General features: G+C 43.8%; 1 protein-coding gene. It reads right to left on the bottom strand.

The features are described 5' to 3' along the window. Positions 1-12: 12 nt before the first annotated feature. Complete coding sequence (gene tuf, locus ACFINZ_RS09755; RefSeq protein ID WP_012755022.1) at positions 13-1188, bottom strand: elongation factor Tu; 1176 nt, start codon at positions 1186-1188, stop codon at positions 13-15. Position 1189 lies beyond the last annotated feature (1 nt).

Genomic DNA, 1189 nt, shown 5'->3' with positions numbered 1-1189 from the left:
AACAAGCATTATTTATTCAATGATCTTAGAGACGATACCGGCACCAACAGTACGACCACCTTCACGAATAGCAAAACGAAGTTTCTCTTCCATCGCTATCGGAACGATCAACGAAACATCCATCGCAACATTGTCACCTGGCATAACCATTTCCGTTCCTTCTGGAAGCGTAACAATACCTGTAACATCCGTCGTGCGGAAGTAAAACTGAGGACGATAATTCGTGAAAAATGGTGTATGACGTCCACCTTCATCTTTTGTCAAAATGTAAGCTTCTGCTTTAAACCGTGTATGAGGTGTAACGGATCCTGGCTTTGCCAATACTTGACCACGCTCAATCCCTTCACGGTCAACACCACGTAGCAGAGCCCCTATATTATCACCCGCTTGACCTTGATCCAAAAGCTTGCGGAACATTTCAACGCCTGTAACCGTCGTCTTAGACGTTGGACGAATACCGATAATCTCGATTTCCTCTCCAACTTTAATAACACCACGCTCAACACGACCCGTAACAACGGTTCCACGACCCGAAATCGAAAATACATCCTCTATCGGCATCAAAAATGGTTGATCAACAGGACGTTCAGGGGTTGGAATATAATTATCAACTTCACTCATTAAAAGACGAACAGCATCTTCACCAATGCTTTTATCCTTATCCTCAAGGGCTGCCAACGCAGAACCCTTAACAATTGGTATATCATCGCCTGGAAAATCATATTTGGATAAAAGTTCCCGAACCTCAAGCTCTACAAGCTCCAAAAGTTCTGCATCATCAACCTGATCAACTTTATTAAGAAAAACAACAATTGCTGGAACACCAACCTGACGTGCAAGCAAAATATGCTCACGCGTCTGAGGCATTGGGCCATCAGCTGCTGAAACAACCAAAATAGCACCATCCATCTGTGCTGCCCCTGTGATCATGTTTTTCACATAATCAGCGTGTCCTGGACAATCAACGTGCGCATAGTGACGATTTTCCGTTTCATACTCAACGTGTGCTGTAGAAATAGTAATTCCACGTGCGCGTTCCTCTGGCGCAGCGTCAATTTGGTCATAAGCTTTAAATTCACCAAAATATTTCGTAATCGCTGCTGTCAACGAGGTCTTCCCATGATCAACGTGACCAATCGTACCAATATTAACATGCGGTTTTGTTCGTTCAAACTTGCTCTTCGCCATT

Origin of the sequence: Bartonella sp. AA81SXKL (genome assembly GCF_042196945.1) — a bacterium.
In the GTDB taxonomy this organism is placed as follows: Bacteria; Pseudomonadota; Alphaproteobacteria; order Rhizobiales; family Rhizobiaceae; genus Bartonella.
Note: the sequence above shows the minus strand (reverse complement) of the source record. Positions and strands in the feature narration are given on the sequence as shown.